The following is a 4093-nucleotide window of genomic DNA, read 5'->3' on the forward strand; positions in this document are numbered from 1 at the left end:
GGGTTTTGTGGTGGCTGAGACGATGGGTGCGGTGGGTGTGGACGGCCTGGTGGTGGGGTCGTTGCGTCGTGGTGAGGGGGGTCTGGATCGTTTTCTGCGGTCGGTGGGTGAGGTGTTCGCGGGTGGTGTCGATGTTGACTGGGAGGCTGCGTTCGACGCGCGGGGGGCCCAAAGGACGGAACTGCCGACGTATCCCTTCCAGCACCAGCACTACTGGCTGAAGGCGGAACGTGCCGAGGGAGACGTCTCCTCCGCCGGTCTCACCCCCTCGGCACACCCTCTACTCGGCGCCGCGGTGGAACTGCCCGGAACCGGCGGCATCGCCTTCACCGGCCGCTGGTCCGTACGCACCCACCCTTGGCTGGCCGACCACGCGGTGTGGGGCACGGCGCTGCTACCCGGCACAGGCTTCGTCGACCTGGTTCTCACCGCCGGCGCCGAAACCGGCTGCGGCGCCCTGGAGGAACTCGTCATCGAGGCACCCCTCATCCTCCCCGAGGACGGCGGCATCCAGGTGCGCGTCGAACTTGCCGCACCCGACGAGTCCGGCCGTCGCGCCGTCTCCGTCCACTCCCGCCCCGAGGGCGACGAACCCGAGTGGACGCGCCACGCCACCGGCACGCTCGTCCTCGAGGACCTCGACACCTCCGAACCCGCCCTCGCCTGGCCACCGGTCGGTGCCACCCCCGTACCTGTGGACGTCGAGTCGGTGTACGCGGGCCTGGCCGAGCGCGGCTACGAATACGGCCCTGCCTTCCAGGGACTGTGCGCGATGTGGACCCGCGGCGACGAGATCTTCGCCGAGGTCGCGCTGCCCGAGCAGCAGCGGGAGGACGCGGGATACTTTTCCCTGCACCCTGCCCTGCTCGACGCCTCGTTGCACGCTCCACTGATCTACGGCACCGGTCTGCCGCGACTGCCTTTCTCCTGGAACGGCATCACCCTGTGGGCCCGCGGAGCCTCCCGCCTGCGGGCGCACTTCGTCCCCGCGGGCGAGGAGACCTGGCAGGTCACGATCACCGACCGGACGGGTGCCCCGGTGGCCCGTATCGACGCCCTCGTCGGCCGTCAGGTGACCCAGGAACAGCTTGCCGGAGCCCGGCTGGCCCGTGAGACCGGCTCCTCGCGGCTGGACAACTGGGTGTACGGCACGACCTGGACCCTGGCCGAGACCACCGACCCGGCAGCCGCACCCACCGGCACCTGGCTGGTCGCCGTACCCGCCGGCCGCACCGACGACACCACCGTCACCGCGTGTCTCACCGCCCTCGGCGACCGGGGCACCCACGTCGTACCGCTGCCCGTCGAAGCCGCCGGCCGAGACGCACTCGCCGGCCTCCTCACCGACGCGGTGACCGACAGGGACGCCATCGCAGGCGTCCTGTCGCTGCTCGCTCTCGACGAGACCGACCACCCCGGCAGTCCCGGAGTCACCGGCGGTCTGGCGACGACGCTCACTCTGGTCCAGGCGCTCGGCGACGTCGGCATCGAGGCACCGCTCTGGCTCGCCACCCAAGGCGCCGTCGCCACTTCCGACACCGATCCGGTGCACAGCGCCGACCAGGCCGCCCTGTGGGGGCTCGGCCAGGTCGCAGCGCTCGAACACCCGGGCCGCTGGGGCGGACTGATCGACCTCCCCTCCACCCTCGACGAGGAGACGGGAGCCCTGCTCGCCACGGTGCTCGGCGGCGGCAGCGGCGACGAGGACCAACTCGCCCTGCGCGCCGGCACGATCCTCACCCGCCGCCTGGAACCGACACCGCTGTACCGGCCCCAGCCGGACGAGACACCCTGGCAGCCCACCGGCACCGTACTGATCACCGGCGGGACCGGAGCCCTCGGCGGGCACGCCGCCCGCCGGATGGCCGCAGCCGGCGCCGGACACCTGGTCCTCGTCGGCCGCCGCGGCACCGACACCCCCGGTGTCGCGGAACTCACCGCAGAACTCACCGAGGCCGGCGCCCGGGTCACGGTGGCCGCTGTCGACGTCACCGACCGACAGGCCCTCGCGGACCTGCTGGCGAAGCTGGCAGCGGACGGCGACCCGGTCCGCACGGTGGTGCACGCCGCCGGCGTCAATGGTTTCGGAACCCTGGAGGAGACGACACTCGACGACTTCGGTGCCGTCGTGTCGGCCAAGGTGGCGGGCGCAGCCCACCTCGACTCCCTGCTCGGCGACACCCCCCTGGACGCGTTCATCGTGTTCTCGTCCATCGCGGGAGTGTGGGGCAGCGGCAATCAGAGCGCCTACTCCGCGGGCAACGCCTACCTCGACGCCCTGGCGCTGCGCCGACGGGGCCAGGACCGGACCGCCACCTCCGTCGCCTGGGGCGCCTGGGCCGGCGGCGGCATGGTCGACGCCGGCTCGGCCCCGCAACTGCGCCGCCAGGGCATCGAGACCGTACGCCCCGAGCTGATGCTGACCGCTCTCGACCGTGCCCTGACAGGTCAACAGAGTGGCCTCATCGTCGCGAACATCGACTGGAAGCGATTCCACGCGTCGTTCACCGCTCCCCGGCCCTCCGCACTCCTCCAGGGCGTACCCGAGGTCCGCCGCATCACGGCGGCCGAAGCCCGCGCCAGGCGCGCCGACCTCGCCACCGCCGGCTCACTGCGCGAGCGCCTGGCCGGCCTCGAAGAGGGCGCCCAGAACGGAATACTGCTGGACCTGGTCCGCGCGGAGACCGCCGTCGTCCTCGGCCACCAGGACGCGCACGCCGTCCACCCGGACCGTGCCTTCCAGGAGTTGGGCTTCGACTCGCTCACCGCCGTGGAGCTGCGCAACAAGCTGTCCGCGGCCACCGGCCTGCGTCTGCCCGCCACGCTGCTCTTCGACCACCCTGCGCCCGCCGTCCTCGTCACCCACCTACGCGAGGCGCTCGCGCCCGAAGGCGGTCCCGCCGTGCACCCGGCGGTCGCGGAGGTCGAGAAGCTCAGGGCCACGCTCACCTCCGTGCCCGACGACCGGGCGGTCCGTGCCCAGGTCACCGCCGCCCTGCAGGTCCTGCTGGCCAAGTGGTCCCCGGACGCCGCCGAGGACGGGACGGACGACGACCTCGAGTCGGTCACCGACGACGAGGTCTTCGACATCATCGACAACGAGTTCAACGAGTTCACCGCTTCCTGACGCCGCCCCCGCCGCCCACTCGCCGTCAGAAGTCTTTCTCTAGGAGCTGACCTTCCCCATGTCCGACGACAAGAAGTACCGCGAATACCTCAACAAGGCCGTCGCCACCGCCCGGCAGGCGACCCGCCGGCTGCGCGAGGTCGAGGAGAAGGCGTGGGAACCCATCGCCATTGTCGGTATGGCCTGTCGTCTGCCGGGAGGAGTGAGCTCCCCCGAGGACCTCTGGCGGCTGGTCGCCGACGGCGTCGACGGCATCACCCCCTTCCCTGACGACCGGGGTTGGGACCTGGCGGGCATGTACGACCCGGACCCCGACGCACCCGGCAAGTCGTACGTCCGTGAGGGCGGGTTTCTCGACGACGTGGCCGGTTTCGACGCGCCGTTCTTCGGGATCTCCCCGCGCGAGGCGCTGGCGATGGACCCGCAGCAGCGCCTGCTCCTGGAGACGTCCTGGGAGGTCTTCGAACGCGCCAACATCGACCCCACCTCGCTGCGCGGACGCAGGATCGGCTTCTACACCGGCGTCATGCACCACGACTACGCTCCGCGTGTACGACAGGTCCCCGAAGACCTGGAGGCCTACCTCGGACGCGGCAGCACCGGCAGCTTCGCCTCGGGCCGCGTGTCGTACACCCTCGGCATCGAGGGCCCCTCGGTGACGGTCGACACCGCCTGCTCCTCATCGCTGGTCGCCATCCACCTCGCCGTCCAGTCCCTGCGCACCGGCGAGTCGGAGATGGCGTTGGCGGGCGGCGCGGCCGTGATGGCCGACAGTAAAATGTTCGTCGAGTTCTCCCGCCAGCGCGGCCTCTCCCCGGACGGCCGGTGCCGCGCCTTCGCCGCCGGCGCCAACGGCACCGGCTTCTCCGAGGGTGTGGGCGTACTGCTGCTGGAGCGTCTGTCGGACGCCCGCCGCAACGGTCACGACGTCCTGGCCGTCGTGCGCGGCAGCGCGGTCAACCAGGA

Annotated in this window: 2 protein-coding genes; both read left to right on the forward strand. The window is 71.7% G+C overall.

Features of this window, described 5'->3' with window-relative positions; all coding sequences use genetic code 11:
• Positions 1-3127: SDR family NAD(P)-dependent oxidoreductase (locus ACWD04_RS33770; protein WP_451137548.1), on the forward strand; the 3127-nt coding region annotated here is incomplete at its 5' end.
• Positions 3128-3185: 58 nt separating this feature from the next.
• Positions 3186-4093: beta-ketoacyl synthase N-terminal-like domain-containing protein (locus tag ACWD04_RS33775; RefSeq protein WP_451137549.1), on the forward strand; the 908-nt coding region annotated here is incomplete at its 3' end.

It is taken from the genome of Streptomyces sp. NPDC002911, assembly GCF_053591835.1.